Here is a 26,077-nt window from a genome sequence, read left to right on the forward strand (position 1 = left end):
TCCCGGGCCGCAGCCCATGATCGACCTCGGTGCGATGCACCCAGCCACGCAGCGTGTCCGCCGGGATCCCGAGCTGCTGCCCGATCCTGGCACACGCTCCACGACGGCCGCCATCCTGGTCACGGGCCTCGAGGACGAGCCGCACCGCCCGATCCTTCAACTCCGGTGGATACTTCTTCAACGCTGGCATGATTCTCAACCTTTCCGGTGATCAAGAACCTCCATTAAACCCGGGGCGCAACAAGGACTACCCCTTCCGGTACTCAACCGGCCGCACCGTGTACCACTTTCACACCCGCACCAAGACCGGCAGGTCCGCGCAGTTGAACGCGGCAGCCCCGGACGTGTGGGTGGAGATGTCCGCCAACGATGCCGAGTCCTATGGGCTACGGGAGGGGGACATCGTGCGGGTCGAATCGCGGCGCGGCCACATCATCGCCCCGGTGAGGGTCAGCGGAATCCGGGACGGCAGTATCTTCGCCCCCTTCCACTACGGCTATCGGGACGATCCTGCCGCCTCGAAAACCTGGCGTCAGGCCGCGAATGAGCTCACCATCACGGAGTGGGATCCAGTTTCGAAACAACCCGTCCTGAAGAACGCGGCCGTCCGCATCAGGAAGGTCGCAGACGCCACCGGCTCCGCGCCGGCGCCCACCACCACGGCTTCCCGCCCCGTTGCCGGTGGGCGCAGGATCCTGCCCACGGTCGGCGGTGCGGCGGCCCAGGCCACGGAAACTTTCGCTCCGATCGAACCGCCCGTCGCCGAGACGAAGAAGGAACACTCATGAAGCTACCGCTCTACCTCGGGCTCCTGAACCGGGCAGAAGGCACCCTCGCGGAGTCTTATCGCCAGGTGTCGGAGGGACACGGACACGAACCCGACATCCATTTTCTTTGCCGGACCCTCGCCGAACAATGTGACGCGCACCAGAGGGCCCTTCAGCCCGTCATCGCCCGGTACGGCGAGGTGGACGACGATGAACCGGAACGCCTGCACGCCGATGGCCTGTCCGAGGTCCGGTCCGGACCGGTCGGTCTCCTGCGGGACCTGCAAGACCTCTACCTCCTCGCGAGCTTCGTCGACATCACCTGGACCATGATCAGGCAAGCCGCGCAGGGGATGCGGGACACTGAACTCCTGGCGGTGGTCACGGCCTGCAACAGCCAAACCAGCACCCAACTGAGATGGCTGCAAACCAGGATGAGCCAAGCAGCCCCTCAGGCACTCATCGTCGCCGGCTGAAATTCTTCGACGAAGCCGTTCGGTGGTTGCGCGATTCGTTCGCGCCGCATAAACTGCAACCAAATGGTTGTATCAGAGCTTTCCGAGCAGGACGTCAACCGCCTCTTCCGTGCCCTCGCGGACGCGACGCGGCGGGATATCGTGCGCCGCACGCTGGTCACCGATGTCTCGGTGTCTCAGCTGGCGGATTCCTACGACATGTCCTTCGCGGCCGTGCAGAAACACGTTGCAGTTTTGGAGGAGGCGAGGCTCGTGACCAAAGAATCACGTGGTCGTGAGCGGATGGTGCGGGGAAATCTCGAGCGCATCCGCCAGGCGCAGCGCCTGCTCGACCACTTCGAAGAACTCTGGCGTTCGCGCATCGACCGCCTCGACATCCTGCTTGCGGAAGACGAACCGGCTCCACCCGACACCTGATCGAAGGGAACATCATGCCCGTCACCTCTGTCGAGAAAGACCTCGACCAGCTCGCCATCACCATCGTCGCCGACTTCGCGGCACCACTTCGCCGGCTCTGGGACGCATACACCGATCCGCGTCAAATCGAGCGGTTCTGGGGTCCGCCGACGTATCCAGCCACGTTCCTTCGGCACGACGCCCTGGCCGGTGGGCGCAGCGTCTATTCGATGACCGGGCCGGAGGGAGACGTGCACTACGGCTGCTGGGACTGGACCTCGGCCGACGCTCCCCACACCTTCGAAGTGCTCGACCGCTTCTCGGATGCGGCGGGCGTGCCGAACCCCGATCTCCCGACTACCCGCATGGACTTCGTCTTCGAGGAGACGAGCGACGGCAGCCGCCTCAAGACCACCTCGCACTTCGACTCACTCGAGCAGATGCAACAACTTCTTGAGATGGGCATGCTCAAGGGCACTCGCGAGGCGATGGCCCAGATCGACCAGGTGCTGGCCGATCTGGCAGCATTCGCCACCGAGCGCGGGGCTCAGGCGCAGATCCTCAGCGACACCCAGGTGCGGGTGGCGCGGGTCATCCGCGGCACCGTCGACCAGGTGTGGCGGGCACACAACGACGCCACCCTCATGAAGCAGTGGTTGCTCGGGCCCGACGGCTGGTCGATGCCCGTCTGCGAGATCGCGACCGCCGTCGGAGACAGCTACCGCTATGAGTGGCAGCGGGAAGGCGGCGAGGAACGCTTCGGCTTCACCGGAGAGCTGCTCGAGTCGGAGGAACCGTACCGCGCGGCCACCACCGAGACGATGATCGGGATGGACTTCCCGGCGACGCTCAACGAGATGACCCTCACGGAGGTCGAGGGCGGCACCCTGCTCTCCCTGGTCATCACCTATGCGAACGCCGAGCAGCGCGACGCGGTGCTGGCGACCGGCATGACCGACGGCATGGAGACGAGTTACCAGCGCCTCGAGGGACTGCTGCAGCCGACGCTGGCCTAGCTCCACCGGTCCAGGCGGGGCGCTCACCGGTGCTTCAGGGCGCCCCACCTGCGGCCGCGCCCCGGGTCAGTTGTCAGGTTGAGGGATGCTCGGCCGGTGTGGGCGCGGTGTTCCTCGTGCGTACGAAGCCGAGCCGCAGACTCACGACCGCAACCCAGAGCAAGACCAACAGGAAAGGCCACGCAAAGATGTCATCGGTGTCGGGGAGCCCGCTGGCGGCGAACACGATGATGCTCGTTGCCCCGACCGCGACCCCGGCCCAGCCCAGCACCCGCCCCAGTGCCCTGGTCATCAGTGCCCCTACGGAGGCGAACAGCACGAACACCCCCAAGGGCAGGGATTGCACCAGGTGCCCGGCGCCATCGAGGTCTTCAAGCGCATGGGCGAGCTCCGGTGAGAGCTCATCGCGCAGGACGGATATCGTGATCACGATCGACGTGGAAATCAGATTCGCGATGATCGCGGCGGTACCCGCGACCATTGCCGTGGTCGCAACCCACCCGCCCTCTCGAACGCGCCAGCACAGATAGCCCACGAACATGATCAACGCCATCGTCCCGAGGATCACCAGAAAATAGGCCGGCCGAGTCCACGGGTTTTCGGCGATTCTCTCTGCCTCGTCCAGGGTCCGTTGCCCGGGCGAACCCCCACCTCCGGAGCCCTCTCCGACCATTGCGCTACTGAGATTGGCGAGCAACACCCAGGCTGCTCCGCTAAACGCTCCGACCCGCTCCAGCGCCTTCACGAGTTCGCTCCTTCGCAACCCCCACGCGTCCAGACTGGCCCCAGTCCGGCGGGCCCGTCAAGGGTTCATCGCCGCGTGGTGACCACCGCTGGTGAGTGCCCCGTCCACGATGTGGAGGATGCGATCGGCCGATCCCTGCACCGCTTGATCATGGGTGGCGATGAGGGCCGTCCCCGATTCGGCGTGCACCACGGCACGGATGAGGTCCATGATGGCGGCTCCGGTTTGCGCGTCCAATTGGCCGGTCGGCTCATCGGCGATGAGCAGCCGCGGCGAATTCGCGAGCGCCCTCGCGATCGCCACGCGCTGCTGCTGACCGCCGGACAACTCGTCGGGCCGCGAACGACCCCGACCACCGAGTCCCACCAGGTCGAGCAGATGAGCCACGCGCTCCTCGCGACGATCCGGGTCTTCGCGCCGCAGTCGCAGCGGCAGACCCACGTTCTCCGCGATCGACAGATGCGGGAGAAGACCGAAGGTCTGGAAGACGAACGCCATCGAGTCCCTGCGCAGGGCGGTGCGCTCTAATTCGGGACGACCGGTGACGGGTTTCCCGTCCAGGAGGACCGAACCCGAACTGGGGACGTCGAGGCCGCTGACACAGTTCAGCAGCGTCGTCTTGCCCGACCCGGACCGTCCGACAATGCGACGACCTGCCCACGCGGAATGCGGAACGACACGTCCCGAAGGGCGGTCACGTCGCCGACCGACGTTCGGAAGGTGCGGGTGAGGTTCTCCACTACGAGCACGTCGTTCACCGGCCTGCCTCCGCGTCTGTGCCGACGCCGTGTTCTGGCCAGACTCCGACGTGGTCGTCTTCCAGCGTGAGCCGCACCCAATCGTTGAGCCGCAGGGCATGGCGGAACTCGCTAGGCAACTGCAATCTGCCCACCCGGTCGAGCACCGCGAACTCTTCCTCCGACGACGTGGAGATCCCCTCGGCGTTCAGCTCGTTCCGGCGCAACGTGTCGGACGAGATCCTGCCGTCGCGGATGGCGACGGCCCGTCGCACCTGACCGGCCACGGTCGCATCGTGCGTGACGATCACCACCGTGCAGCCGAGGGCCTCGTTGACGGTGCGAAGGGCCGCGAACACCTCCTCGCCGGTGCGGGCGTCGAGTTGGCCCGTCGGCTCATCCGCGAGTAGCACCTGCGGCGAGCCGGCCAGTGCGACGGCAATCGAGACGCGCTGTTGCTCGCCCCCGGACAACTGCGCCGGCCCCTGGTCAGCGCGCTCCACCAGGCCCATGGCGCTGAGCAGTTCGGCAGCTTTGGCCGCGCGCTCGCGCCTGCCCGCACCGGCCAGGGCGAGCGGAAGGGCGATGTTCTCGCTGGCGGTGAGGTTGGGCAGCAGGTTGCGCGACGACTGCTGTCGCACGAATCCCACGGTCGAGCGCCGGTACCGCACGAGCTCCTGACCTCGCATCGTGGTGAGGTCGTGGCCCGCCACCCGCGCACGCCCGGCCGTTGGCACGTCGAGCCCGGACAGGATGCCGAGCAGCGTGGACTTGCCGGAGCCGGACGCCCCGACGATGGCCAGCATGTCGCCCTCGTGCACCAGGAGATCCAAGCCCTGCAGGGCCTGGACTTCGACACCATTGCCGCGGAAGACTCGCACCACCGAGTCGCAGACGATGAGCGCCGCCGCCCCGAACTCAAGTGCTTTGCCCTGTGAGAGGGTGCTGGTCACTGTCATGTTTCTTCCCCTGTTCGCAGGATGTCGGCCGTTCTGACGCGGCGGGAGAGCGGTGTGTCAGCGGTAACGGCCGGTGCGAGGGGCCGTCGTCACCCACGCACTCGTCACCCAGCCACGACTCGACCAGTCCACACCCGCTCCGTACGCCTGCGCGGTAGCCCGGTCGATGTCCGCCCGGGTGTCGGTCACCGGAATTTCGGGATTGAGGACGCGAACGGAGACGTCGACCTGATCCGCCGTCATCGACGCGAGACCGTCGCGGACGCCGGCTTCTTCCGCGGACCGGACGAGGAGCAGCGAGCCTGTGAGCACAGTTCCGGCGACCACGGAAACGACGAGGACGAGGGCGAAGAGTTTGGACTGGGCTCGCCATCGCCGGATCAACAGGGTGAGGAGCCAATTTCGCAAAAATGCGGAACGGGGAATGGCCCTTCACCTCCATCAGCGGAAAAGCAGGCGGCCGCGCCGCAAGACGACTCTATCGGGGCAGCGGGCGGCATCGAGATGTGGATATGGGACGCCGCAACGCGTTTTCGCGATGGTGTGCGCGCGGACGTTGCTGAACCCGTCAGGTCAGCCAGCGCCACCACCGTGACGGTTCAGGCTCCGGCGCAGGTCCTTCGCCCAGGGCTTGCGTAGCCTCGACGATGTCGGAGGCGGTGAGCGTCATGACGTCGTCACGATCGAGCGCGTCCAGGCTCCGGTCCGCGTCGAGTGAGAGCCTCAGCGCCTGCCGATTGAGCGCCTGCTCGAACAGGGTGCGCCCGAAGCGGGCGTTGCCGGAGTCCTCGCCGGTGTGAAGGCCGGCGAGGATGCGGCGCAGCATCTGCTCAGCGCCCGGCTCCAGGAGGTACTCGTGCTGGGCCAGCATCTGGTTGAAGATCGCCTCGAGCGCGTCGAGAGAGTAATCGGGGAAGGTGATCTCGCGCGCGAATCGGGAGCGTAGGCCCGGGTTCGACAGCAGGAACGATTCCATCAACCGCGGATAGCCGGCCACGATCACCACGAGTCGGTGGCGGTGATCTTCCATCCGTTTGAGCAGGACCTCGATCGCCTCGGGGCCGAAGTCCAGCCGGCCACCCCCGGTGCCAGAGCGTAGGCCTCGTCGATGAACAAGACGCCGTCGAGTGCCCGCCGGATCACCCGGCCGGTCTTGATGGCGGTCGCGCCGACGTATTGCCCCACCAGCCCCGACCGGTCGACTTCCACCAGATGTCCCTTCTGCAACAGGCCGACCGCCCGGTACATCTCGGCGAGAAGCCGCGCCACCGTGGTCTTGCCGGTGCCAGGGTTTCCGAGGAACACCAGATGTTGGGAGGTGGCCACCTCGGGCAGGCCGTGCGCCTTGCGACGGGCCTGGACCTGAAGCAGTGCGACGAGCGCTCGGACCTGTTCCTTCACCGTCTCCAAGCCGACCAGCGCGTCGAGATCGGCCTGCACCTCTGCAAGCGGCCGGGCCGGGCCGGGGCGGCCTCCGAAGAGATCACCCACCAGATCATCGACCCGATCCGAACCCGGCAGCTTGAGCTGCTCGGCCAGATGGCTGAGCGTCTCACGCAGCTCATCGAGCGGATTGCGTTTGCTGGCCATGCGTTTCTCCTGTGGCGATCGTGAGGCGGGTGAGCGTTCGAGCCTGGCGTCGATATCTTCAGCGTAGGGCGGCCCATGGCGCTCCACCACCGCCTGGGAGTACCGTCTCGAGCGGGTGCAAACCCCGGAAGGAAGCCCCATGTTGACGCAGGTCGCGGATGGAGTGCTGGTCCACGAGAGCGAGTTCCTCCAGAGTAATTCGATCGTCGTGCAGGGCAGGGATGGCGTGTTGCTCATCGACCCCGGGATCACCCGGGCCGAGATGGCCGACCTCGCGGATGACCTGCGCGCATTGGGCCAGCCCGTTGTAGCCGGGTTCTCGACGCATCCGCATTGGGACCACGTGCTCTGGCGCCCCAGCTTCGGCGTTGCTCCGCGCTACGGCACGGCCCCAGGCGCCGCCTCCATCCGGGCGGTGTTGTCCAACGCGGATTGGAAAGACCAGATCGCCGAGGGGCTGCCGCCGGAGCACGCGGAGGACATTCCGATGGATCTGCTCGGGTTCATCACCGGTCTACCCGCTGATGCCCCGCAGGTTCCGTGGGATGGCCCGGCAGTCCGGATCCTCGAGCATCGGGCGCATGCCGTCGGCCATGCGGCGCTGTTGATCGAGGAGCGCGGCGTTCTCGTGGCCGGCGACATGCTCTCGGACATCCTGATGCCGTTCCTCGATCTGGAGGCCACGGATCCGCTGGGGGATTACCTCACTGCGCTGCGGCTGTTCGAGGCCGTGGCGGACGGCGTCGACGTCGTCATCCCCGGTCACGGGTCGGTCGGCGGAGACGGCCGGATTCGAGCGCGAATCGAACAGGATCGCGCGTACGTGCAGACCCTGCGGGACGGCGGCGTGCCCGACGACCCGCGGGTCGGTGCATCAGCGCCACTGGAGTGGCTGCCTGAGGTGCACGCCTGGCAACTGCAGCGGCTCGCCCAGAAAAGAGAGCCCGGCCGGACGCCGGAATAACGACGGCACAGTCCGCTCGATGTGAGCGGAATACCCGCCAACTTGCCTTTAATGGGGCCGGGCTATGGTGAGGCTATGTCCACGCCTCGAATGACCTCCGGATGCGCTCCGCGCACCCCGGGTCTGGTGGACGCTCACATCGCGGCGACGCAGCGCGTCGTGCCGACTCGCCGGTTCGATTTTGCAGGATGTGTTGTGCTCTTCTGCTCACTCACGCGCGCTCCACCGCTCTGACCCAGGTATTCGGTCGGATCGGCCGGTAGTAGCGCGTCGCAGTTGCGGCGCGTTTTTCATCTAACGCTTAGGAGTAGAACCTTGGTCACCCGGCCTTCACCCGCCCGCGCCACCCCGGTCGACGTCGCCGCTTTCCGCCGGATCCTGAAGAGACAACTCCGGGAACGGGAAGCACTGATCGGCGAACTGGATCCGCGCGCGGCACCGCACCTGGACGTCGTGGCCTGGTCCACCACGCAGTCCAGCAGACGGGTCATCGCCCAGATCACGCGGGCCTTGGCCCGCATCGGCACGGGAACCTTCGGTACCGGCACCGGATGTTTCGAGCCGATCGCGACGGAACGCCTGGCCGTCGTACCGCACGCCGAATTGTGTGTGTCCTGCCAGGGCCGCGCAGAACAGGCACCATGACAGCTGCGGCGCGGGCGCGGGCGCGCCCATGAGCACGCCAGACGCGGCCCGATTGCTTCGCGCCGCACCCGGTGAGCCACCGACGGCCGCGGTGCTGACAGCGGACGGCACCGCGGCCGCGTCGCGACGTGCTCACCTTCGTGGTCGCCACCGGATGCGACGACCCGGCACTTCTTGCCCGTCGCATTCGGTGCCGTGCTGGTCAACGTCCCGTGACGGACGCGTCCAGCGCCGTGCACTGGCAGGACCTGGCGCGGCACCTCTTCAAAGCCTCAGCACCGACACCTACCTGTGACACCACAAATTTCGGGAGCCGGGCCGGCCTCTCCGTTCGGTGCATGCCGATGGCCGGCTACGGCAATAGGGTTAAACGAGGTCCGCCCCGCTGCACTGCGGGACTAGCGGGCAATCTGTAGTCCGGCGTCGAGGAGAAATCATGACCGAATCTGCCCCCGTTGATCCCACGTCGACTGACGCGTGGAAGCAGCTTGCCAGCATCGCCGACGGCTTCACGCCAGATCTGCGCGGTTGGTTCGCCGCCGACCCCGACCGAGCCGATCGCTACACCTATCAAGCCGCCGACCTCACCTTCGACCTGTCGAAGAACCTCCTGACCGAGGAGATCCTCACCCAGCTCCTGCAGCTGGCGAAGGATGTGGACGTGTCGGGCCGATTCGATGCGATGATCGCCGGCGAGCACATCAACGTGACCGAAGACCGAGCGGTTCTCCACACGGCACTGCGCCGCCCCAAAGACGGCGCCGGCCTTGTGCCGCCGACCGGTTTCGTCGTCGACGGTCAGGACGTCGACGCCGACGTGCACGCCACCCTGGACAAGGTGTACGCCTTCGCCGAGAAGGTGCGCTCCGGCGCGTGGACCGGCGTCACCGGCAAGCCGATCAAGACCGTCGTCAACATCGGGATCGGCGGTTCCGACCTCGGCCCCGTCATGGTCTACGAGGCGCTGAAGCCCTACGTGCAGGCCGGCCTCGAGTGCCGCTTCGTCTCCAACATCGACCCGAACGACGTCTACGAGAAGACGGCGGGCCTCGACCCGGAAACCACCCTGTTCATCGTCGCATCCAAGACATTCGGCACCCTGGAGACCCTCACCAACGCGCGGCTGGCCCGCGAGTGGCTGTGGAACCAGCTCCTCACCGCCGGTGCCATCGACGGAACCGACATCGCCCGCGCTGACGCGGTCGCCAAACACTTCGTCGCCGTGTCGACCGCCCTCGACAAGGTCGCGGCGTTCGGCATCGACCCCGAGAACGCGTTCGGGTTCTGGGACTGGGTGGGCGGCCGGTACTCGATCGATTCCGCGATCGGCACCTCCGTGGTCATCGCCATCGGCCCCGACAACTGGCGGGAGTTCCTCGCCGGCTTCCACGCCCTCGACGAGCACATGCGCACCGCGCCGCTCGAGCAGAACGTGCCCGTGCTGATGGGTCTCCTGAACGTCTGGTACTCCAACTTCCTCAAGGCGCAAAGTCACGCGGTGCTTCCGTACGCCCAGTACCTGCACCGTTTCCCGGCCTACCTGCAGCAGCTCACGATGGAGTCGAACGGCAAGAGCGTGCGATGGGACGGCACCCCCGTCACGACCGACACCGGCGAGGTGTTCTGGGGCGAACCGGGCACCAACGGGCAGCACGCCTTCTACCAGCTCATTCACCAGGGCACCCGTCTGGTCCCGGCGGACTTCATCGCGGTCGCGAACCCCGCCCACCCGTTGAAGGATGAGACCGGGGACGGCGCCGCCGTCGAGCCCGGCCAGGACGTGCACGCTCTGTTCATGGCGAACTTCTTCGCCCAGACCAAGGCTCTCGCGTTCGGGAAGACGGCCGACGAGGTGCGCGCCGAAGGCACCAAGGAGTCCGTCGTACCGGCCCGCGCGTTCGCCGGGAACCGGCCGACGACGTCGATCCTCGCGCCGTCCCTCACGCCCAGCGTGGTCGGCCAGCTGATTGCCCTCTACGAGCACATTGTCTTCGTCGAAGGCACCATCTGGGGCATCGACTCGTTCGATCAGTGGGGAGTCGAATTGGGCAAGCAGTTGGCGCTGCAGATCACTCCTGCCGTCGACGGCGACGCCGACGCTCTGCAGTCCCAGGACTCGTCGACCAAGGCGTTGATCGCCAAGTACCTCGAACTGCGCGGCTAACAACAGGCGGCGGATGCCAGTCGTGCCGGCCGTTGCCGGCACGACTGGCAGCCCTGCGAAGGCGGCATCGCCTCCTGGGCGCTGCCGGTCGGCTCAGGCGTCGTAGTTGAGAGAGGCCGACAGGTCGCGGTGGGCGTCGATCTGGCCCTGGATGACGGTGAGGTTCTGCCCGACACCGCTCATGACGTCGGCGCCGGCAAGGAACCGCAATGGCAGCTCGGGGGAGTCGGAGAGCGTGACGAGCGCCTGGGCAAGCTTCTTCGGGTCGCCGCCCTGCTGGCCGTTCATGCTCGACCACGCCGCGATCGTGTCGGTGGTGCGCTTGGTGTAGTCCGCGATGTCGAGTTCCGGCCAGATCGTCGACGAGCCCTCGACGAGCAGTTCGGTGCGGAAAAAGCCCGGTTCCACGGCCATGGTGCGGATACCGTAGGGTTCCAGGTCGAACCGGAGCGACTCCATCCACCCCTCGAGCGCGAACTTCGATGCGGCATATGCCGCGACGAATTCCTGACCCATCAGGCCGGCTGCCGAGGTGATGGTGATCACCTGGCCGAAGCGCTGCTCGCGCATGACCGGCAGGATGGCGCGGGTGACGTTGAGGGGACCGAAGAAGTTCGTCTCCATCTGCGCCCGCAGCTGCTGCTCGCTGATGTTCTCGAAATAGCCGGCGTAGAAGCTGCCGGCGTTGTTCACGAGCACGTTAATGCGACCGAAGCGCTCGACCGCAGCCGCGGTGGCGGCCACGGCGGCAGACGCGTCGGTGATATCGAGCGACAACGGGAGGAGGTTGTCGTGCTCGCCGAGCGCCGCCGTGACCTTGGCGGCATCGCGTGCGGTGGCGACGACTGAATGGCCGGCGGCGAGGGCCGCCTTGGCGATGTCGACGCCCATACCGCGGGCGGAACCGGTGACAAACCATACGTTGCTCATTGATGATGCCTTTCTCAAAGTTCTCTGCCGCCGAAGCGGGGCGGCTGATGTTCGAGTCAATCCGGTTGCCCGATATTTAGCGCGGCCCTACCGAGAGGTGCCTTGAGAGGGACCCTTTAGCACTCGTGATGCGGCGTAGGTTCTACTCCATGGACAACCACGACGACCTTCGCGAGTTTCTCGTGTCGCGCCGGGCGAAGCTGACCCCGCAGGAGGCGGGCCTGCCGGACTTCGGCGGCCGTCGCCGCGTGCCGGGGCTGCGTCGTGAAGAAGTCGCGCTGGTCGCGGGGATGAGCGCGGAGTATTACAAGCGCATCGAACGGGGCAACGCCAGCGGCGTATCCGAGGCGGTCATCGACGGCATCAGCCGGGCGTTGCATTTGGATGACGCCGAACACTCCCACCTGTACGACCTGGTGCGCGCTGCGAACGCCGGCGTCCACCCGCAGCGGGGGCGTCCGTCCCGCAAGGTTCAACTGACCCCCAGCATGCAGCAGACCATCGACGCCATGTCGACCGTGCCGGTGTTCGTCCAGAACGGCCGCCTCGATGCTGTCGCCACCAACCGGCTCGGCCATGCCCTGTTCTCCGTGATGTTCGAGGATGCCCACCCGCCGGTGAACGCCGCCCGCTTCGTGTTCCTGGACCCGAAAGCACAGGTGTTCTACCGAGACTGGGAGGCCAACGCCCGGCAGATCGTCGCCATTCTCCGCGCCGAAGCCGGCCGATCACCCTACGACCGTCTACTGAGCGACCTCGTCGGCGAGCTGTCCACGCGAAGCGACCTGTTCCGCACCCTCTGGGGATCCCACGATGTCCGCGAGCACCGTACTGGCATCAAGCGCGTGCACCATCCCGTCGTCGGAAACCTGGACCTGACGTTCCAGGGGATGGATCTCTCCAGCGACCGTGGGCTGCAGATGCTCGTCTTCACCGCCGAGCCCGGATCCCCCTCGCACGATGGACTGCAGCTGCTGTCGAATCTGGCGAACACGGGCGCCGCGGCCCACGCCGCCGCCGAATCCTGACCGGGCAGCTTCGGCACTCACCGCCTGGGCCCCCGCGGCCACCACCCAGACACGTTGCGTCGGTACTCGAGGTGCTGCTCGCCGTAGATGCGGGTGAGGGTCGGCTCCTCGTAACCCTTCACAAAAGCGAAGACCGCCGCGAAGGCAATCCCGGCGTAGAGCACGAGCAACCAGCTCCCGAACAGCAGTGCCTGGCCGAGAATAATGGCGAGCACGGCAAGGTACAAAATTGTACACCCCCGTCACAACGAGGGTCTCGGTGGGAGCGATCGGTGCGGGCGTGCCGCGGTGCAGCGCGAAAAGGGCGAAGGCGTGCAGGAGGAAACTCACCCCGAGGGCGATCATCAGGCCGGCCAGCGGCACGACGACCCATGCCGCACCGGCCCAGGCGAACTCCCGCCAGCCGGTGATGAGCCAGGGGATGACGCCCGCGACGATGCCATGGAGTCAGGCTAGCCAGGTGCTTCGGTCCGGGGGCGCCGCTTCGAGCAGGGACGGCCCCGGCCGGGGTCGCCCTATCGGGGTAAGACTGGAGGCGTGCAGACCTTCCTTCCGTTTCCCGATTTTGCCGAGAGCGCGAGCGTCCTGGATCCTGCGCGGCTGGGCAAGCAACGCGTCGAGGCGCTGCAGGTGCTCCGAGCGATTGTGCTGCCGTCCTACGGTTGGCAGAGCCACCCCGCCATGCAGATGTGGCGCGGGTACGTGCCCGCCCTGACCCGGTACGCGCTGGACATGGTGGATGAATGGACCGGTCGTGGCCACGCCGACACTACCCGGCCCCTGATATCCGAGTTCGCGCCGGAGGCGGCAGCCGGAGGACCGGTGGCGCTGCCCTCCTGGCTCGGCGATGAGGCGTTGCACCTGAGCCACCGCTCCAACCTGGTGCGGAAGGCACCCGAGTTCTACGCGCCACTGTTCCCCGGGGTGCCGGATGACCTGCCGTACGTCTGGCCGGGTCCCGACCCGATAGCGTCCGGGGATGCTGTCAGTTCTGCAGCGGCATCCGGTGCGCCACTTGCCCCACTGTGGATCCTTCGGCCCCGCAACAGTAGCGAGTTCGACGAGTGGATGGCGACCAGCACTGTCGCCATTCGGGAGCTGTCCCCGCGTGGCAGGCGCAACCCGAAGTGGCAGAAGCAGCTGGAAGCCTTCGCGGCTCTCGAACCCGGTACCCGGATCGCGGTGCTGACGGTGGATGGTGGCAGCCTGATTCGCGGCACCGTCACCGGGTCAGTCGTGACCTCGGAGGACAACGGCGAGCTGGCGCTGCGGCTGCCGGCCGAATTCCACGGTGAGCTGTCCCGCCAGGCCTTTGCGTATCCGGCGCTGCTCCAAGACCCGAGGACAGTGTTCCCAGTCTGACCCGAGGGCCGATGCGCTGCCGTTTCCCGGGGCCCGCCGGCCGGGTGCCGTCGAAACGTTAACACGACCCGCACGCTGGCGTCATATATCCGAAACAGGCCGTTTTTAGTGTTGAACTAATCGATTCAACCGCGCTGGAGTAGGGGCGTCGGGTCTGGATGGAGCACCCTCACTGAAACGGAGTCGCCTGATGTCCTCTACTGCAACGCTCACTCCGATGGAGACAAAACCGGCGGAGCACGCAACCCGGACCGCCGTGTCAGTCAATCGCGCGGACAAGATCTTCACCCTCAGCCGCGGCAAGAAATTGCAGGCCCTCGCCGAGGTTGACCTGGAGGTGCGTGAAGGAGAATTCGTCGCGATCATCGGCCCGTCGGGCTGCGGTAAGTCCACCGTGCTGCGTCTCGCGGCCGGGCTGGACCGGCCGACCAACGGCACCGTCGAAATTTTCGGCGCCGCACCGCACGAGCTGGCCACGCAGCACCGCCTGGGGGTGGCCTTCCAGGAGCACGCGCTGCTGCCCTGGGCATCCGTGCGCTCGAACATCGCCCTGCCGTACAAGGTGGCCGGGCGCAAGGTCGACGACGCTCGCGTGGACGGGCTCATCGAACTCGTCGGCCTGAAGGGATTCGAGAAGGCTCGCCCGAAGCAGCTCTCCGGCGGCATGCGCCAGCGCGTATCAATCGCCAGGGCCCTCGCCCTCAGCCCCGACCTGTTGCTTCTCGACGAACCTTTCGGTGCGCTGGATGCGGTGACCCGACGCCGGATGAATGCCGAACTCGCCCGGATCTGGGGCGAGGAAAAGATCACCACCATCCTTGTCACCCATGACGTGGACGAAGCCCTCATCCTCGCCGATCGCGTCGTCGTGATGACCGGGCGGCCGGGCCGGGTGCGCACCATCAAGAACGTTGACTTCCCCCGCCCGCGCGACGCGGCCACCACCAGGTCACCCGAATTCCACGAGCTCGTCGACGAGCTGACGTCACTTCTCGACGCCAACGACGGCGACGCCGCGTGAATACGCCCACCCGGACGTCGGTCAAGGTCGCTTACTCACTCGCCGGCGGCGCCCTGCTCATCCTGGCCGCGCAGCTGATCGGCCAGTTCGGTCTTGCCGGACGAGCATGGCCGCCCGTGATGGACGTGGTGTCCTACGTGACGACCCCCGCCGGAGCGAGCCTGTTGTGGCGGAACACGCTCGTCACCTTCTCGTCAGCGGCCCAGGGCTTCCTCCTGGGTGCGGTCATCGCGGTGCTGGGGGCGGCCCTCGCCCTCGTTGTGCCGATCATCCGCCCGGGGATGGACCGGTTCGCCGCCATCCTCCACGCCGTGCCGACGATTGCGCTCGCACCGCTGCTGATCACCACCGTTGGACGTGAAGATGCCCCCGCCGTCATCGCCGCCCTCAGCGTCGGGTTCGTCATGTTCGTGACCATGGCATCAGGCTTCGCCAACACGAGTAGCGCACACCAGGACCTCTTCACGGTGATCGGCGCGAACCGGACGCGGCGCCTGGCCCGGCTCGAGCTTCCCCGAGCCGTCCCGGCGTTCTTCGACGGGCTCACCCTGAGCGCGCCTGCCGCCATCCTCGGCGCGACCATCGGTGAGTGGTTCGGCGCTCCCATGGGCCTCGGACTGGTCATCGTGAGCGCCATGCAGAACTACCAGATGGCGCTGCTCTGGGCGGCCGCGATGGCCGCAACGATCATGTCGCTGCTGGCGTACCTCGTCTTCATCCAACTACAGCGAGTCGCCATGAGGAGGTTCACATGACCCGCGCGCGTTCGATCGGCATGGGCATCGTGCACCTGTGGCCGATTGCGCTCCTGCTCCTGAGCTGGGACGCCTGGGTGGTGCTCAACGGCTACACCTCCACCGTGGCGCCACGACCGTGGTTCGTGATCGCGGATGTTTTCACCGGGTTCGCCGACTACGTTCCGTCGATCCTGTACACGCTGGGGATGGCACTGGGCGGACTCGTCGGCGGAACCCTGATCGGCTTCGTGGGCGCCGTCCTCGTCTGGTGGTCCGCCGCCCTCTCCGGCGTTGTGACCCCCGCGGCCCTCATCATCCGCTCGGTGCCGATCACCGCGCTGATTCCGATCATCGCGAGGATCGTCGGCTACGGCGACCCCGCTGTGCTGGCCTCCACCATGCTCATCTGCTTCTTTCCCGCTTTCGTCTTCACGCTGTCGGGGCTCGCCGCGATTCCGGAAGCCGGCCGCGACCTGTTCACCGTCCTGGGCGCCAACAAGCTCCAGGTGCTCAGCCGCCTCGGCGTGCTGTACGCGCTCCCAAACCTGATGGTGTCAGTGCGGATCACCGCGCCGAGCGCCGTGCTGGCCGCGATGCTCGCCGAATTCCTGATGGGCACCAGCGGGCTCGGGGCTCTCTTCTCCCAGGCGCGCAGCTACATGGACATGGAGCGCTCCTGGGGAACCGCCCTCGTGGCCACCGTCGTCTCGGTGCTCGTCTTCGTCGGCGCCCAGCTCATGGAGCGCCGCGTCGAAAGCCGCCTGACCTGATCCATTGACCCGCGCGGTCACCTCCTGAGGCGACCCCGAAAGACTTCCCGCAGACCCCACTCGTTCCACCCAACCCCTCAAGGAGAACCATGTACCTGGCTACAACCAGCCGCAATGTCACTCGTCGCAGGCGCCTTCTCACGACAGCCGGCGTGGCCGTCGTCGCAGCGCTCTCCCTCGCCGGGTGCGCAGGCGGCGCCGGCGCCGAAGATACCGCGTCAAGCGATAGCGGTGAAGAACTCACCACCATCCGCGTGTCGCTTGGCTGGATCAAGAACGTGGAATGGGCCGGCTTCTGGATCGCGGACCAGATGGGCTACTACGAAGAGGAAGGGCTCGACATCGAGTGGATCGGCGGTGGACCGAACGCACCGACCACGATGGCCACCCTGGCCGCCGACGGCGCCGACATCGGCATCGTGCCCGGCACGCAGAGCTGGCTCCAGACCTTCGCGGACGGCAACGACTGGACCGCGATCGGCGCGCTCTTCCAGGAAAGCCCCGGCGCCCTCGTGTCACTCGCCAGCGACCCCGTGCGCACCGCGGAGGACCTGGTCGGCAAGACGGTACTCGGCCAGGAAGGCACCCAGATCAACTACGACGCGGCCTTCAAGATCGCCGGGCTCGAGCCCGACTACGACTTCATCCCCGTCGGCTTCGACATCGCCCCGCTCGTCGACGGTCAGGGCATCGCCTACACGGCGTACGCCACCAACCAGCCGATCATGCTCGAAGAGCAGTACGGTCTGGCTCCGGACGACTACGTCGTGACGTTGTACGCCGACCTGGGAATGCCGCTCTACGGCAACGTCATCTACGGTGACTCGTCGTACGTCAGCGACAACGGCGACGACATGGAAGGGTTCCTGCGGGCCTCCATCCGCGGCTGGGAAGAGAACGGCGACGACCCCGCGGTGGCTGCAGAGCTGGCAGTGAATGATTTCGGCGCCGACCTGGGTCTCGACCTCAAGCAGCAGACCCGCGAGAACGAGCTGCAGCAGGAGCTTGTGGTGGGGGAGTACGGCGACCCGCTGTTCTGGATGGATCCCGCCCTCATGACCGAGCTGATGTACCCGGGTCTCGAAGTGGCCGGATACACCGATCTGCCCGCCCCCGAGGACTACGTCGACATGAGCTACCTCGAAGCGGCGCACGCCAGCCTCGAAGGATGATTTCGCGGGGACCGGGCGCACCCGCGCCCGGTCCCCGTCTCCCGGCACGACCCCGATTCACCCGCACCACCCCGATTCACGAGGAGTACATCATGACCATGACCGACACCGAGCTGCGTCCCGCGGCGCTCCGCGACCTCCGCGCCCTTCCGAAGGGCCATCTGCACCTCCACATGGAGGCCGCCATGCGTCCGGAAACCCTCATCTCGCTCTCGGCGGCGCTCGGCATCGAACCGGCCGAGACCCGGGGGTTCAAGGGCTTCACCGCGTTCAGCGCAACCTACAAGTCACTGCTCGACGCACTGCGGCACCCGGACCACCTCGGTATCCTCATGGACCAGATCTTCGAGGACCAGGCCAACGAGGGGGTCGCCTACCTCGAACTCGGTGTGAGCCCCCGCTTCTACGCGGAACAGTACGGCACCTTCGACGCCGCGATGCGCGAGCTCATCGACCTCGCCCGCGCCGCCTCGGCCAAGCATGGCGTGGCCTTCGGGCTGATGCCCACCATCGACCGTACCGCCGGGCCGGAAGCGGCCATGCTCGTCGCCGAAACCGCGGTCAAATTCGCCGGCGACGGTGTCGTCTCCCTCGGTCTCGCGGCAGACGAGCGCGGCTTCCCGTGCGCCGATTTCGCCGAGCCCTTCGCACTCGCGAAGGCGGCCGGACTCCAGGCGACCCCGCACGCCGGCGAGCTCGTGGGCCCCGAGTCGGTGTGGGAAGCGATCGACATCCTCCAGGCCGACCGGGTCCTGCACGGGGTGCGTGCCATCGAGGATCCCGCACTGCTCACCGTTCTGGCCGAGCGCGGGATCTCACTGGATGTCTGCCCCACCTCCAACGTGCTGCTCGACGTTGTGGCCGAAATCGCGGAGCACCCGCTGGAGCGGCTGCTGGACGCGGGCATCCGCTGCTCGATCAACGCCGACGACCCGATCCTCTTCGGGCCGGACATCCTCTCCGAATACGAGCTGAGCCGCACGAGCCTGGGCATGACCGACGAGCAGCTCGCCGCGTGCGCGTGGACGTCGATCGAGACGACCCAGGCGTCCGCCGACGTGAAGGTCGCCGCGAAGGTTCGCATCGACTCCTGGTTGACCGGTACCACCGAATGAGTAAAGCACGCACGAAGGTGCTGCACTTCGGGGTGTTCGAGGTAATGGGTCCGCAGGTAGGCGGCACCTTCAGCTGGACCCATCCCCGCAGCGAGAGCATCGACTACATGAATGTGGACCACTGGATCCGGGTCGTGAAGATCCTGGAAGAGAGCGGATTCGACTTCCTGTTCTTCGCCGGCGGCTACGGCTATCCCATCATCGACGGTGACCTGCCGGAAGTGGCCGTCACCCGCGGCATCAATTTCTCGGGCCTCGACCCTGACTACCTCATCCCGGTGCTCGCCCGGCACACCGAGAAGCTCGGGTTCGTCGTCACCCAGTCGACGGGGCTCGACCATCCGGTGCAACTCGCCCGCCGCTTCTCGACGCTCGATCACCTCACCCAGGGACGCATCGGCTGGAACATCGTCACCGGCGCGTCCCAGAACGCCGTCGCTGAGGTGTTCGGCCACGACCAGATGGTGCCACACGACACGCGGTACGAGATGGCAGGCGAGTACGTCGAGCTCGCGGCCAGGTTCTGGGAAACCGCGTGGGACGATGACGCGCTCGTCGCCGATCGCGCGACGGGCGTCTTCGCCCGCCGGGAGGGCATCCACCGGGTCGAGTACGACGGGAAGCACTACCAAACCCGGGGCTACTACGGTGCGCCGCCCTCGCCGCAGCGCACGCCGGTGCTGTTCCAGGCCGGCACGTCGCCCACGGGGCGGGCCTTCGCGGCGTTGAACGCCGAATGCGTCTTCGTGCAGGCAACCACCCCGTCGCGCACGAAAGCAGCCGTCGCCGACCTCCGGCGCCTCGGCATCGAGGCGGGACGCGCCCCGGACACGCTCAAGACCATGGCGGGTCTCACGGTCTTCGTGGGGGAGACCGAGGAGCGCGCTCGCGAGCTGGAGGCTGAATTCGACGCTCTGCAGACCGACGAAATCGTTGCGTCCCTGTATGCCGGCAACACCGGGATCGACCTCTTGGCGCTGGACCCCGACCGGACTCTGCGCCAGGTTCTCGACGCGGGTGGACCCGTCGGCCAGATGGGCACGAGCAACATCGAGCGCTTCCTCGGCGACGATGCCCCGACCGTGCGGGAAATCCTCGAACAGCTGCGAGGCCGCGGCACCCGCGGATTCCGCATCGTCGGCGATCCGACCCAGATCGCCGATCAGATCGAGCAGCTGGTCGCAGAGACGGACCTGGACGGATTCCTCATCGAACCGGTCTTCCAGCCGAACGACCTGGAGGACTTCGGTCGACTGGTGATGCCCATTCTGCGAGAACGCGGCCGGTTGCGGGACGGTGAAGCCGGCAACACCTTGCGGGCACGCCTCACCGAACGGCCCGGCAACGACAGGCTCGGCAGCGCGCATCCCGCGTTGTCGGCGGTCACCGTGCCGGTGTGATCGAGCCCCGCACGACCAGCGTCGTACCCGGCTGGGGATAGTATGAGCCGGGTGGAGGGCACCCCGGAACGTGAACGTTTGCTTGGCCTCGTCGTCGACCTGGTTCTTCGTGAGGGTGTCATCGACCTGAGCCTGAGTGCTGTCGCCCGGAGCATCGGCTCGAACAACCGGATGCTGCTGTACTACTTCGGTTCCAAGGAAGCCCTGCTCGACGAGGCCGGCTTGCGCGCCCTCGATCGGTTCGCCCTGCTGCGGGAGATGTTCAACCGGCTGAGCGGACCGGGGGGCCTGGAGGAACGTCTCCTGGCCTCCTGGGACGACCTGTCGGCTCCCGAGAACCTTCCCTATTTGCGGCTCTACTTCCAGCGTTTCGGGGTCGCGATGCGCGACACCGCCCAGTGGCAGACCTTCATCGAGCGTGCCGGACGGCAATGGGTGGAGCTCACCCGGGCGGTCTTCACGAGCGCGGGATACAGCGACGCCGACAGTCTCGTCGCAGCGACGCAGATCATCGCCCTCTGGCGTGGGTTGCAGTTCCTGCTGCTCTCCGGCGTTCCCACGGAGCAGCTGGGTACTACCTACGCCATCGGGGTGCGGGGACTACTCGCCCAGCTCACTCCGGTCGCGGCTGCGCGCCGGGAGTCAAATTTCTCCTCGTCGTAACACGGTTGAAACCAGCGCCGCATAGCGTGTGAACTGTTCAGTTCAACTCGTTCATCGTGGAGGTACGCAACGTGGCACAAACGTGGAAAATCGGGATGTTCCAATGCGTCGGTCTGATGGGGACCTGGAAACTGGCCGATAACACGGCGACGGACTTCCTCGACCTCAATCACTGGTTGACCATGGCGCGGCGCTGCGAAGCCGCCGGCGTCGACTTTCTCTTCTTCGCCGACGACTACGGTTATCCCGTCGTTGACGGCGGGCTGCCCGCGACGGCCATCCGCGGCGGCGTGCAGTTTCCCAAGGGCGACCCGCTGGCCATCCTGCCCGCCCTCGCTGCCGTCACCGAGAAGCTGGGCCTCGTGACCACCTTGTCGACGATGGTGGAGCAGCCGCCGATGGTCGCCCGGAAAATGGCCACGCTCGATCACATGACCAACGGCCGGATCGGCTGGAACGTGGTGACGGGCGCCGGCCAGAACGCCTCGGCGCGGTTGTTCGGCGCCGCGATGACGGGCCACGACCAGCGCTACGAGATCGCCGCAGACCACGTGGACCTCTCGCTGAAGCTGTGGGAGGGATGCTGGGATGAGGGCGGCCTCGTCGTCGACCGCGAGAGCGGGATCTACGCCGACCCCGAGAAGGTCCGCGAGATCGAGCACTACGGCCCGCACTTCTCCTCCCAGGGCGTGCTGACCGTGCCGCCGGGCCCGCAGCGCACCCCCATGCTGTTCCAGGCTGGCGCCTCAGCGCCCGGTCGCGACCTCGCCGCGAAATACGCGGAGGCGGTCTTCCTCGCCGCCGAGGTGGGGGCCCTCACCGAACAGATCGCAGACATCCGTCGTCGTGCCCAGCAGTACGGTCGGGATCCTCACTCCATCAAGTTCTTGATCGCGGGCACCTTCATCGTCGGGGCGACCGAATCGGATGCGTGGGCGATCCGGGAGCGTCAACTGGCAACCCGGACCCTTGACGACGCCGCGGCGTCATACGCGTTCTTCACCGGACTCGACCTGGCGACGATGGACCCCGACAAGCCCCTCGATCCTTCGGCGGCGAAGACCGAGACGGGTCGTACGAACGTTGAACGCTTCCTCGGGCCCGACGCCCCGACCGTGCGGCAGATCCTCGAAGAATTCCAGCGCAACAGCGTGATGGGGTCCCCCTTCATCGGGGATGCGCAGCAGGTCGCCGACCAGGCCGAGGCCACCATCGCCGCGACCGGCGCCGACGGTTTCCTCGTACAGCCCGACCACACCGGCACCTTCGACAGCTTCATCGACCTGATCATGCCCGAACTTCAGGCGCGGGGCCTCGTGCAGACCGACCGGCCCGCCATGACCCTGCGGGAACGTCTCCTGGGCACCGGCACGCCGCACCTGGCCGCCGACCACCCCGGAGCCGCGTACCGCAACGGCGCCGCAGCACACCGCTGAAACCGCGCACCCCGATCAGCTAATTCTCCGAGAAATGAGTGCAGCATGACCAAGAAACTGGCAATCGGCATGTTCCAGACGGGCGGCGTGCGCCGCACCTGGAACATGCCCGGCCGTGAGAACGACCGCAACTTCACCGACCTGAGCTACTGGACCGACCTCGCGAAGAAGTGCGAGGCGGCGGGCGTCGACTTCCTCTTCCTCGCCGACTCCTATGGCTACCCCACGCTGAACGACGCGATCATTCCGACGGCCATCGAGCGCAACGTGCAATTCTCCACGATCGACTCCCAGATGCTGATGTCTGCGATGGCAGCGGTGACGGAGAAGCTCGGTCTGGTCACGACGGTCTCCACGATGGTGGAGAAACCGCCGACGGTCACCCGCCAGTACCGCACGCTGGATCACCTGTCCCAGGGGCGAATGGGCTGGAACATCGTGACCGGATCGGCGCAGGCCGCCTCCGCCCTGCTATTCGGTGAACCCCTGATGGCCCACGACGATCGCTATGCGAAAGCCGACGACCATGTCGAGCTGTCGCTGAAGTACTGGGAGGGGTGCTGGGACGAGGACGCCCTGAAGAAGGACAGCAGCACCGGCACCTGGGCCGATCCCACGAAGGTGCGCGAGATCATCCACGACGGACCGTACTTCTCGGCCAAGGGAGTGCTCGTCACCCCGCCCAGCCCGCAGGTGACGCCGACCCTGTTCCAGGCCGGCGCGTCGGCCGCTGGGCGCGAACTCGCCGCGAAGTACGCCGAGGCGGTGTTCCTCGCCGCCGAATCCACCTCTCTCGCGACCCAGATCGCCGACATCCGAAGCCGTGCCGAGGCCAATGGCCGCGGCCGCGACGCGGTCAAGTGCCTCATCGCCGGCACCTTCCGGGTCGCCGACTCCGCTGCCGAGGCCCTTGCGCAGCACCAGAAGCACATCCAAAGCATTTCGCTCGAGCACGCCGCCACCCTGTACGCATACTTCACCGGCGTCGATCTGCTCGCCCTCGACCTCGACAAGCCCATGCCGGCCAGTGCGGCGAACACCGACAGCGGACGCACGAACGTCGAACGGTTCCTCGGTGAGAATGCCCCCACCGTGCGCGAGATTCTCGAGGAGTTCCGCGCCAACGGGGTGATGGGCAAGCCGTTCCTGGGCACTCCGGAGGAGATCGTCGACCAGGCCGTCGCCATGATCGAGGCTACCGACGCCGACGGCTTCCTGGTACAACCGGACCCGGACGGCGGGCACGACCTGTTTTTCGCGAAGGTGCTCCCGGAGTTGCGCAGACGTGGTCTCATCAAGGACGAGCTTCCCGGCACGACGCTGCGCGAGCACCTCTTCGGCGAGGGCCAGATGCGTCTGCCGAGCTCGCACCCGGGTGCAGCATTCCGTGCGGAGAAGGTTCGCGTGACCATCTGACCCGCGCCGCCCGGCCCTTGCGCCGGAGTGCAACGGGGTCAAGGCTGTACTCATGTGACCACCATCCCCACCGCTCCCGCACGCCAGGACCAGGGCCGCCCGCCCGGCCCGCGGCGCCGGATCGGCTTGATCGTCGCAGGGTCGCTGGCCTTCGGGGTCGTCTCCGCGCTGCTCCTGGTTCTCGCGCCCTTCATCCCGCCAGAGGAGAGCAGGCTCACCGGGGCAGTGCTTCTCGGGTTCGGTCTGGGCTGGGCCCTGCTGGCGGTGCTCTCCGCGAGGGTCACCGATCAGCCGCAACGGTGGGCAGCGGTTCCCGCGGCGGTCATGGGCCTGGGTGGCCTGCTCCTGCTGCTCGTCGGCTCCTCGATCCAGGCGGTACTCAGCTGGGTGTGGCCACCGGCGCTGCTGGCGGTGGCGATCTGGATCGCGGTCAGCATCCATCGCCATCTGCACAGCCGGATCGGACGGTGGCTGCTGTACCCGGTGATCGCGCTGATGATTGTCGCCTCGATCGGCGGCGGCTACGAAACTGTCATGGAGAGCGTGGATGCGCGCGCCCACCCGCTCCCTGGTCGGCTGATCGACGTCGGCGGGCATCGCCTGCACCTGAGCTGCACCGGCTCCGGGAGTCCGACCGTCGTTCTGGAACCGGGCGGCGGGGAGATGTCCGCGGTGCTCGGCTGGATCGCACCGGCCGTGGCCCTGGGCACCCGGGTCTGTGTCTACGACCGGGCCGGCCGCGGGTGGAGCGAGCCGGCTGACTCGCGCCAGGATGCGGCCCGGATTGCGACTGACCTGCGCACGCTGTTGCACCGGGGAGACGTTCCCGGACCCTACGTGCTGGCGGGGCACTCGTTCGGCGGACTCTATGTGCAGACCTTCGCCGCCCGGTTCCCCCAGGATGTGGCCGGACTTGTGCTGATCGACTCGACCGCACCGGTTCCCGCGGCAAATCTGCCGGCAGAGCCACCGGATGAGGGAGACTCCTACAACCTCATGGGCCGCGTATCGGCGCTGGTCTCGGCCTCCGCCCGGATCGGTGTCGGCCGCCTGTACGGGCAGTTCGACTACGTCACCCTCCCGCCCGCCGCCCGGGACGAGGCACGCGCCAGCGTCGCGAAGGGCGGCCAGCTGGGCAGCACGATTGACGAGTACGTCGCGGCGAACGCCTCAATGGAGCAGGCCGCCGCGCTGGTGAGCTTCGCCGGTAAGCCGTTGGTCGTCCTGTCCGCCGACCAAGGAAATGCCCCCGGCTGGACAGCCAAGCAGGCGGCTCTGGCTGCCCTGTCTGCGAACAGCAGGCTCGACGTGGTCGAGGGCGCCACCCACGCGTCCCTGGTCTCGGACGAGGGTGATGCCGCCGTGACGACCCAGGCGATCCTCGATGTGGTTGCGTCCGTTCGGAGCGCGGAACCGGTCGCCAGGTGAGTTCCGGCGCCCGAGCGCGCCTTACGGACGGATCCCGACGGAGCTAAAATCGTCGGCGACAACGAGTACAGGAAGGAGTAAGAGTCATGGAAAGCGCCAGTTAGTTTGTGCCGATCCTGCCCGACAAAGTGGAGGAATGGAAGGCATTTACCAAGCAGTCCGAGGAGCGCAGGGCAGAGCACGCACGGTCGCGGCGCCGGGCGGGCATCACCCGGGATGTCGCAGCGCTCGTTGAGACCCCACAGGGGAGCTTCACCAGCGTTTTTCTCGAGGCGGATGACCTCTCCCGTGCCATGAAAATCATGCTGGACTCGGATGACCCCTACGACACGTGGTTCTTCGAAAAGACGCAGGAGCTGCACGGGATGAGCCGCGAGGCCTTAGAGGCGCCGTTGCCCACGAAGGTCTACTTCGACTACGCGAAGAAACTGTGTCGCAGCCGGCCGAGCGGATCAAGGAGGCACCGTACAGCGCGCAGGATTAGCGCCAGCACCGCCGGGTCACAGGCCCGGCGGTTTCCAGGACGGCGTCATCCGCCGGGAGGGTCACACCCGGCCCCGGCCGATCTACTCGACGAGCTTGCCGACCACCGACACCTCCTGCATGAGCGCCTCGATATCGGTTGGGATTGGCGGAATCGACTCGCGCACCACGCCGGCGCCCGGCGACCCACACCAGGTTCACCTGCAGTGCCGGATCCAACTCCGGGTAGTCCGAACGGTTGTGGCAGCCGCGGGTCTCGCGTCGCTCCAGCGCCGCCTCGAGGGTGGCCCTTGCCGCCAGGGCGGCCGACGTGAGGTCGAACGCGTGCGCGAGGTCCTGGTAGCCGGCGATGTCAGGGTGGACCCCGATGTCGCCCATACGGGTCTCGATGGCGTTCAGTTCGGCCAGGCCGGCACGGAGGCCGTGGTCGTCGCGGACCACGCCCGCATGCTCGGTCATGGTGTCGCGGATGGCGCGCTGCAGGGTGCGCACATTTTCGTCGCCATCGGCCGCGAGCAGCCCGAGGATCTCGTCGCGCGCCGTTTGCACGGCCGCCGCCGAGCGCACCTGGGCCGGCAGGGCCGCCGAGTACGCGGCCGCCGCCTGGCCCACGATCCGCCCGAACACCAGCAGCTCGATCAGCGAATTGCCGCCCAG

General features: G+C 67.0%; 26 protein-coding genes and 2 pseudogenes. 19 read left to right on the forward strand and 9 right to left on the reverse strand.

Annotated features, from left to right (window positions below):
* A pseudogene (locus tag JWP54_RS11940) lies at window positions 1-190 on the reverse strand (IS3 family transposase); the annotation flags it as partial.
* On the opposite strand from JWP54_RS11940, the gene JWP54_RS11945 reads away from it, so the two are divergent.
* The 4 genes from JWP54_RS11945 (at window position 189) to JWP54_RS11960 (ending at window position 2,655) form a co-directional block, all read left to right on the forward strand.
* Window positions 189-788, forward strand: coding sequence for a molybdopterin dinucleotide binding domain-containing protein (locus JWP54_RS11945; protein WP_367274218.1), 600 nt, complete (start codon window positions 189-191; stop codon window positions 786-788). The pseudogene JWP54_RS11940 and the gene JWP54_RS11945 overlap by 2 nt on opposite strands.
* Window positions 785-1,243, forward strand: coding sequence for a hypothetical protein (locus JWP54_RS11950; RefSeq protein ID WP_297372287.1), 459 nt, complete (start codon window positions 785-787; stop codon window positions 1,241-1,243). Before JWP54_RS11945 ends, JWP54_RS11950 begins: the two co-directional genes overlap by 4 nt.
* A gap of 63 nt (window positions 1,244-1,306) precedes the next feature.
* Window positions 1,307-1,660 carry a helix-turn-helix transcriptional regulator gene (locus JWP54_RS11955; protein WP_297372289.1) on the forward strand — a complete coding sequence of 118 codons (354 nt, stop codon included), beginning with the start codon at window positions 1,307-1,309 and terminating at the stop codon, window positions 1,658-1,660.
* 14 nt (window positions 1,661-1,674) lie between these two features.
* Window positions 1,675-2,655 (forward strand): SRPBCC family protein, encoded by a 981-nt coding sequence (locus tag JWP54_RS11960; protein ID WP_297372292.1) that lies wholly within the window; start codon window positions 1,675-1,677, stop codon window positions 2,653-2,655.
* 73 nt (window positions 2,656-2,728) lie between these two features.
* On the opposite strand, the gene JWP54_RS11965 is transcribed toward JWP54_RS11960, so the two are convergent.
* The 5 genes and pseudogenes from JWP54_RS11965 to JWP54_RS11985 all read right to left on the reverse strand — a co-directional run bounded on the left by JWP54_RS11965 (window position 2,729) and on the right by JWP54_RS11985 (window position 6,686).
* Window positions 2,729-3,400 carry a hypothetical protein gene (locus tag JWP54_RS11965; protein ID WP_297372295.1) on the reverse strand — a complete coding sequence of 224 codons (672 nt, stop codon included), beginning with the start codon at window positions 3,398-3,400 and terminating at the stop codon, window positions 2,729-2,731.
* 57 nt (window positions 3,401-3,457) lie between these two features.
* A complete protein-coding gene (locus JWP54_RS11970; RefSeq protein ID WP_297372298.1) occupies window positions 3,458-4,258 on the reverse strand; it encodes an ABC transporter ATP-binding protein in 801 nt (266 codons plus the stop codon).
* Complete coding sequence (locus JWP54_RS11975) at window positions 4,155-5,096, reverse strand: ABC transporter ATP-binding protein (RefSeq protein WP_297372302.1); 942 nt, start codon at window positions 5,094-5,096, stop codon at window positions 4,155-4,157. Before JWP54_RS11975 ends, JWP54_RS11970 begins: the two co-directional genes overlap by 104 nt.
* Before the next feature lie 57 nt (window positions 5,097-5,153).
* Window positions 5,154-5,504 carry a hypothetical protein gene (locus tag JWP54_RS11980; protein ID WP_297372305.1) on the reverse strand — a complete coding sequence of 117 codons (351 nt, stop codon included), beginning with the start codon at window positions 5,502-5,504 and terminating at the stop codon, window positions 5,154-5,156.
* A gap of 160 nt (window positions 5,505-5,664) precedes the next feature.
* Window positions 5,665-6,686, reverse strand: a pseudogene (locus JWP54_RS11985) (AAA family ATPase).
* Window positions 6,687-6,825: 139 nt separating this feature from the next.
* On the opposite strand from JWP54_RS11985, the gene JWP54_RS11990 reads away from it, so the two are divergent.
* The 3 genes from JWP54_RS11990 to pgi all read left to right on the forward strand — a co-directional run bounded on the left by JWP54_RS11990 (window position 6,826) and on the right by pgi (window position 10,459).
* Window positions 6,826-7,650: an MBL fold metallo-hydrolase gene (locus tag JWP54_RS11990; protein WP_297372308.1), complete on the forward strand. Its 825-nt coding sequence runs from the start codon at window positions 6,826-6,828 to the stop codon at window positions 7,648-7,650.
* Window positions 7,651-7,965: 315 nt separating this feature from the next.
* The gene (locus JWP54_RS11995; protein ID WP_297372311.1) at window positions 7,966-8,295 is read left to right on the forward strand and encodes a TraR/DksA C4-type zinc finger protein; all 330 of its coding nucleotides are present in this window, start codon (window positions 7,966-7,968) and stop codon (window positions 8,293-8,295) included.
* A gap of 436 nt (window positions 8,296-8,731) precedes the next feature.
* A complete protein-coding gene (gene pgi / locus JWP54_RS12000; protein ID WP_297372314.1) occupies window positions 8,732-10,459 on the forward strand; it encodes a glucose-6-phosphate isomerase in 1,728 nt (575 codons plus the stop codon).
* A gap of 93 nt (window positions 10,460-10,552) precedes the next feature.
* Here pgi and JWP54_RS12005 read toward each other — a convergent pair whose 3' ends face one another.
* Window positions 10,553-11,389, reverse strand: a complete 837-nt coding sequence (locus JWP54_RS12005) for an SDR family oxidoreductase (protein WP_297372317.1) — start codon at window positions 11,387-11,389, stop codon at window positions 10,553-10,555.
* Window positions 11,390-11,538: 149 nt separating this feature from the next.
* Between JWP54_RS12005 and JWP54_RS12010 the strand changes: the two genes are divergently transcribed.
* Complete coding sequence (locus JWP54_RS12010; protein WP_297372320.1) at window positions 11,539-12,417, forward strand: helix-turn-helix transcriptional regulator; 879 nt, start codon at window positions 11,539-11,541, stop codon at window positions 12,415-12,417.
* A 17-nt stretch (window positions 12,418-12,434) separates the two neighbouring features.
* Here the strand turns inward: JWP54_RS12010 and JWP54_RS12015 are convergent, their stop codons facing one another.
* Complete coding sequence (locus JWP54_RS12015) at window positions 12,435-12,632, reverse strand: isoprenylcysteine carboxylmethyltransferase family protein (RefSeq protein WP_297372323.1); 198 nt, start codon at window positions 12,630-12,632, stop codon at window positions 12,435-12,437.
* A gap of 322 nt (window positions 12,633-12,954) precedes the next feature.
* Here JWP54_RS12015 and JWP54_RS12020 point away from each other — a divergent pair, with 322 nt between their 5' ends.
* The 11 genes from JWP54_RS12020 to JWP54_RS12070 all read left to right on the forward strand — a co-directional run bounded on the left by JWP54_RS12020 (window position 12,955) and on the right by JWP54_RS12070 (window position 24,937).
* Entirely contained in the window at window positions 12,955-13,779 is an 825-nt protein-coding gene (locus JWP54_RS12020) for an MSMEG_6728 family protein (RefSeq protein WP_297372326.1), read from the forward strand.
* Between the two features lie 256 nt (window positions 13,780-14,035).
* Window positions 14,036-14,800 carry an ABC transporter ATP-binding protein gene (locus JWP54_RS12025; RefSeq protein WP_297372330.1) on the forward strand — a complete coding sequence of 255 codons (765 nt, stop codon included), beginning with the start codon at window positions 14,036-14,038 and terminating at the stop codon, window positions 14,798-14,800.
* The gene (locus JWP54_RS12030; RefSeq protein WP_297372333.1) at window positions 14,797-15,555 is read left to right on the forward strand and encodes an ABC transporter permease; all 759 of its coding nucleotides are present in this window, start codon (window positions 14,797-14,799) and stop codon (window positions 15,553-15,555) included. The genes JWP54_RS12025 and JWP54_RS12030 overlap by 4 nt, the downstream gene beginning before the upstream one ends.
* Window positions 15,552-16,307 carry an ABC transporter permease gene (locus JWP54_RS12035; protein ID WP_297372337.1) on the forward strand — a complete coding sequence of 252 codons (756 nt, stop codon included), beginning with the start codon at window positions 15,552-15,554 and terminating at the stop codon, window positions 16,305-16,307. Before JWP54_RS12030 ends, JWP54_RS12035 begins: the two co-directional genes overlap by 4 nt.
* An 89-nt stretch (window positions 16,308-16,396) precedes the next feature.
* Window positions 16,397-17,479 (forward strand): ABC transporter substrate-binding protein, encoded by a 1,083-nt coding sequence (locus tag JWP54_RS12040; RefSeq protein ID WP_297372340.1) that lies wholly within the window; start codon window positions 16,397-16,399, stop codon window positions 17,477-17,479.
* Window positions 17,480-17,571: 92 nt separating this feature from the next.
* The gene (add, locus tag JWP54_RS12045) at window positions 17,572-18,594 is read left to right on the forward strand and encodes an adenosine deaminase (RefSeq protein WP_297372343.1); all 1,023 of its coding nucleotides are present in this window, start codon (window positions 17,572-17,574) and stop codon (window positions 18,592-18,594) included.
* Window positions 18,591-19,994, forward strand: a complete 1,404-nt coding sequence (locus tag JWP54_RS12050) for an NtaA/DmoA family FMN-dependent monooxygenase (RefSeq protein WP_297372346.1) — start codon at window positions 18,591-18,593, stop codon at window positions 19,992-19,994. Before add ends, JWP54_RS12050 begins: the two co-directional genes overlap by 4 nt.
* Before the next feature lie 51 nt (window positions 19,995-20,045).
* On the forward strand, window positions 20,046-20,657 hold the full coding sequence (locus JWP54_RS12055) for a TetR/AcrR family transcriptional regulator (protein WP_297372349.1): 612 nt from the start codon (window positions 20,046-20,048) through the stop codon (window positions 20,655-20,657).
* A 116-nt stretch (window positions 20,658-20,773) separates the two neighbouring features.
* On the forward strand, window positions 20,774-22,093 hold the full coding sequence (locus tag JWP54_RS12060) for an NtaA/DmoA family FMN-dependent monooxygenase (protein ID WP_297372352.1): 1,320 nt from the start codon (window positions 20,774-20,776) through the stop codon (window positions 22,091-22,093).
* Window positions 22,094-22,138: 45 nt separating this feature from the next.
* Window positions 22,139-23,509 carry an NtaA/DmoA family FMN-dependent monooxygenase gene (locus tag JWP54_RS12065; protein ID WP_297372355.1) on the forward strand — a complete coding sequence of 457 codons (1,371 nt, stop codon included), beginning with the start codon at window positions 22,139-22,141 and terminating at the stop codon, window positions 23,507-23,509.
* Window positions 23,510-23,563: 54 nt separating this feature from the next.
* Window positions 23,564-24,937 carry an alpha/beta hydrolase gene (locus JWP54_RS12070; protein WP_297372357.1) on the forward strand — a complete coding sequence of 458 codons (1,374 nt, stop codon included), beginning with the start codon at window positions 23,564-23,566 and terminating at the stop codon, window positions 24,935-24,937.
* 480 nt (window positions 24,938-25,417) lie between these two features.
* On the opposite strand, the gene JWP54_RS12075 is transcribed toward JWP54_RS12070, so the two are convergent.
* Entirely contained in the window at window positions 25,418-26,047 is a 630-nt protein-coding gene (locus tag JWP54_RS12075; RefSeq protein ID WP_297372361.1) for a hypothetical protein, read from the reverse strand.
* Between the last annotated feature and the right edge of the window lie 30 nt (window positions 26,048-26,077).

Origin of the sequence: Cryobacterium sp. (assembly GCF_025463825.1) — a bacterium.
In the GTDB taxonomy this organism is placed as follows: Bacteria; Actinomycetota; Actinomycetes; order Actinomycetales; family Microbacteriaceae; genus Cryobacterium.